This is a genomic window from Stenotrophomonas sp. HMWF003, assembly GCF_003061285.1.
In the GTDB taxonomy this organism is placed as follows: Bacteria; Pseudomonadota; Gammaproteobacteria; order Xanthomonadales; family Xanthomonadaceae; genus Stenotrophomonas; species Stenotrophomonas maltophilia_AP.
This window is the reverse complement of record NZ_QAIW01000372.1, coordinates 21750-25571: the sequence shown is the minus strand read 5'-3', so window position 1 is coordinate 25571 and position 3822 is coordinate 21750. Positions and strand designations below refer to the sequence as shown.

5 protein-coding genes are annotated in these 3822 nt (G+C 67.0%); 2 read left to right on the top strand and 3 right to left on the bottom strand.

Annotation, left to right across the window (positions count from 1 at the left end):
• On the bottom strand, window positions 1-507 hold a 507-nt coding region (dinB, locus tag DBR34_RS15480; protein WP_181394034.1), incomplete at its 3' end, for a DNA polymerase IV.
• A gap of 239 nt (window positions 508-746) precedes the next feature.
• Here dinB and fabA point away from each other — a divergent pair.
• Entirely contained in the window at window positions 747-1262 is a 516-nt protein-coding gene (fabA, locus tag DBR34_RS15475; protein ID WP_128097463.1) for a 3-hydroxyacyl-[acyl-carrier-protein] dehydratase FabA, read from the top strand.
• Window positions 1262-2470: a beta-ketoacyl-ACP synthase I gene (fabB, locus tag DBR34_RS15470; RefSeq protein ID WP_128097462.1), complete on the top strand. Its 1209-nt coding sequence runs from the start codon at window positions 1262-1264 to the stop codon at window positions 2468-2470. The genes fabA and fabB overlap by 1 nt, the downstream gene beginning before the upstream one ends.
• A gap of 166 nt (window positions 2471-2636) precedes the next feature.
• Here fabB and DBR34_RS15465 read toward each other — a convergent pair whose 3' ends face one another.
• Window positions 2637-3314: an HAD family phosphatase gene (locus tag DBR34_RS15465; protein WP_128097461.1), complete on the bottom strand. Its 678-nt coding sequence runs from the start codon at window positions 3312-3314 to the stop codon at window positions 2637-2639.
• Window positions 3311-3822 (bottom strand): pseudouridine synthase (locus DBR34_RS15460; RefSeq protein ID WP_258223980.1); only part of this gene is annotated, 512 nt, incomplete at its 5' end. The genes DBR34_RS15460 and DBR34_RS15465, both read right to left, overlap by 4 nt.

The window sequence follows — 3822 nt, the reverse complement described above, 5'->3', positions numbered from 1 at the left end:
ATGCGGCGGCACCACGAACTGACCGTCCGGCTTGCGCCAGTCCGATGCGATTTTTGCCAGAAACTTGTTCGGCGCGATCCCCGCCGACGCCGTCAACGACGTCTCCTCGCGAATCTGCCCACGGATGATCGCCGCGATCTCCGTCGCCACCGTCATCCCCCCCTTGTGCACCGTCACATCCAGATACGCCTCATCCAACGACAACGGCTCCACCAGATCCGTATGCCGCAGGAAAATCTCCCGCACCTGCCGCGACACCGCCTTGTAGCGCACAAAATCCGGCGGCACGAACACCGCGTCCGGACACAACCGCTCCGCACGCAACGCCGGCATCGCCGACCGGATCCCGAACACCCGCGCCTCGTACGACGCCGCGCACACCACCGAACGTGCCCCCTTCCACGCCACCACCACCGGCTTGCCGCGCAGCGACGGATCGTCGCGCTGCTCCACCGACGCGTAGAACGCGTCCATGTCCACATGGATGATTTTGCGCAGAACAGACACGGCGGGAAGACTCGGACCTGGAAGCAGATGCGTAGATGAACAAGATTACAGCCACACGCCTGAGTATGGTCTTTTCATAACAACAACATGCGTTTTTCAAGCTGAAAACACTACGCCGGCGTACGGTTAAAACGTTTGATTGAATCACTTTTCCTCTGCACTCTTGCGCACTTGGTTCCAGCAACACAGCCTGCCCATGGCCGGCTTTACCCGATGGCTTCTTCAGGATTGCGCTTTCCATGACTCGTCTCCACGCGTTCTCGCGCGAACAACTGCTGGCCAGCGCCCGCGGTGAACTGTTCGGCCCGGGCAGCGGTCGCCTGCCCAACGATCCGATGCTGATGTTCGATCGCATCACCGACATCCGCGACGACGGCGGCCCCCACGGCAAGGGACTGGTACGCGCCGAACTGGATATCCGCCCGGACCTGTGGTTCTTCGGCTGCCACTTCATCGGCGACCCCGTCATGCCCGGCTGCCTCGGCCTGGATGCCATGTGGCAGCTCACCGGCTTCTACCTCACCTGGCTGGGCGCGCCCGGCCGTGGCCGCGCCCTGGGCTGCGGCGAAGTGAAGTTCACCGGCCAGGTACTGCCCGAAGCCAAGCGGGTCAGCTACGAAATCGACATCACCCGCGTCATCAACCGCAAGCTGGTGATGGCCCAGGCCGACGCCCGCATGCTGGTGGACGGCCGTGAAATCTACTCCGCCAAAGACCTCCGCGTAGGTCTGTTCACTTCCACCGAGAACTTCTGATGCGTCGCGTCGTCATTACCGGAATGGGCATCACCTCGTGCCTGGGCAACGATCTGGACACCGTCTCCAGCGCACTGCGTGAAGGCCGCGCCGGCATCCGCCACCTGCCCGACCATGCCGAAGCCGGCCTGCGCAGCCACGTCGGTGGCAACATCGAACTGGACCTGGACGCGCAGATCGACCGCAAGGTGAAGCGCTTCATGAGCGATGCCTCGGCGTACGCCTACATCGCCATGCGCGATGCGATCGCCGATGCCGGCCTGGACCAGGCGCAGGTCGCCAATCCGCGTACCGGCCTGATTGCCGGTTCCGGCGGCGGCTCCAGCCAGTGGCAGGTCGAATCGGCCGACATCCTGCGCGCCCGCGGCGTGCGCAAGGTCGGCCCGTACATGGTGCCGCGCACGATGTGCTCCACCGTGTCGGCCTGCCTGGCCACCGCCTTCCAGATCAAGGGCCTGAGCTACTCGCTGTCGGCGGCCTGCGCCACCTCGGCGCACTGCATCGGCGCGGCGGCCGACCTGATCCGCCATGGCGCACAGGACGTGATGTTCGCCGGCGGCGGTGAAGACCTGCACTGGTCGATGAGCGTGATGTTCGACGCCATGGGCGCGTTGTCCACCCGCTTCAACGAGACCCCGGCCAGCGCCTCGCGCCCGTACGACAAGGACCGCGACGGCTTCGTCATCGCCGGTGGCGGCGGCATGCTGGTGCTGGAAGATTACGACCACGCCGTTGCCCGTGGCGCGCGCATCTATGCCGAACTGGTGGGCTACGGCGTCACCTCCGACGGTGCCGACATGGTCGCCCCGTCCGGGGAAGGCGCGGTGCGCTGCATGAACATGGCCATGGCCAACCTGACCGGCCCGATCGACTACCTCAACACGCACGGCACCTCCACCCCGCTGGGCGATGTGACCGAGCTGAAGGCGGTGCGTGAAGTGTTCGGTCAGGACGTGCCGCCGCTGTCGTCGACCAAGGCGCTGTCGGGCCATTCGCTGGGCGCGGCCAGCGTGCACGAAGCGATCTACTGCCTGCTGATGATGCGCGACGGCTTCATCGCCGGCTCGGCCAACATCGGCGAGCTGGACCCGCTGGTGGAAGGCTTCCCGATCGTGCGCGAAAGCCAGGATGCGCAGTTGAACACGGTGATGTCCAACAGCTTCGGCTTCGGCGGCACCAACGCAGCGCTGGTGTTCGGCCGGGTGTGATGCACGGTTGATGCAGTGACCGAAAAGCCCGGCCCTCGCGCCGGGTTTTTTGTGCGCGGATGTGCGGCCAGTGTCGGTGGGGAACCGACCCTGCCGGGGCACGCGATGCGCCCCTCGGAGGGGCATGACCCTGGCCGGCGACGCCGCGCGCCTGATCGAATCCGGTTTACCGCAGGTGCGGGAGCAGCAGGGAGTGCGCGTCTGTCAGCGAATCGACGATGCGGTGGCCCAGCGCGCGCAGATCGTCGTCGGGATGCACCAGGTCGGGCACCTGGATGGCGGTCATGCCCGCGCCCACCGCGGCACGGATGCCGGCCGGTGAGTCTTCCAGCGCCAGGCAGCGCGCCGGGTCCTTGCCCAGCTTCTGCGCGGCCAGCAGGTAGATGTCCGGGGCCGGCTTGGGGTGGGCCACGTCGCTGCTGGTCACCACCACCTCGAAGAACGGCAGCAGGCCCGCCGCAGCCAGCTTGCGCGACGCGCGCGGCTGCCGGGTGGAGGTCGCCACCGCGCGGGGAATGCCGTGGTCGTGCAGCAGCTGCAGCAGGTCCAGGATGCCCGGACGCAGCGGCAGGCCTTCCTGCGTGCGCGCTTCGTACAGGTCGTGGCAGCGCGCGAACAATGCGGCCACCTGCTCCGCATCGATGTGCTGCAGCAACAGGCGCTCGCAGTCGCGGTCGCCCAGGCCGACGAAGCGCAGCCAGAACCCATCGGCGAGCGGCAGCTGCAGCTCGTGCGCCGCCTGCGTCCAGCAGGCGATCGACACCCGCTCGCTGTCGATCATCAGGCCGTCCATGTCGAAGATGACGGCGTCGGGCAGGAACGGCAGCGCGGCAATCGCGGTCATGGCACGTTGAAGAGCGTTTCAAGATCGGCAGCATCGAGGATGCGCCACTCGCCCTCACCGAGCCCACCCAGGGTCAGCCCGCCAATGCGGCTGCGGTGCAGCGCCGCGACGTGGTTGCCCACCGCCGCGAACATGCGACGCGCCTGGTGGTAGCGGCCTTCGTGCAGCACCAGCTGCGCCTGGCGCGGCGACTGCACGTGCAGCTCGGCCGGCAGCAGCGGCTTGTCATCCGATTCCAGCAGCAGCGTGCCGCTGGCGAAGCGCGCGGTTTCATCGCCGCGCAGGTCTTCAGCCAGGGTGACCTCATAGGCCTTGTCCAGGCGCGACTTGGGCGACACGATGCGGTGCAGCAGCGCGCCGTCGTCGGTCATCAGCAGCATGCCGCTGGTGTCGCGGTCCAGCCGGCCCACCGACGACAGCAGCGGCGAACGCTCGCGGAAACGCGGCGGCAGCAGGTCGTAGATCAAGCGGCCCTTGTCCTTGGTGGAACAGGTGTACTCGCGCGGCT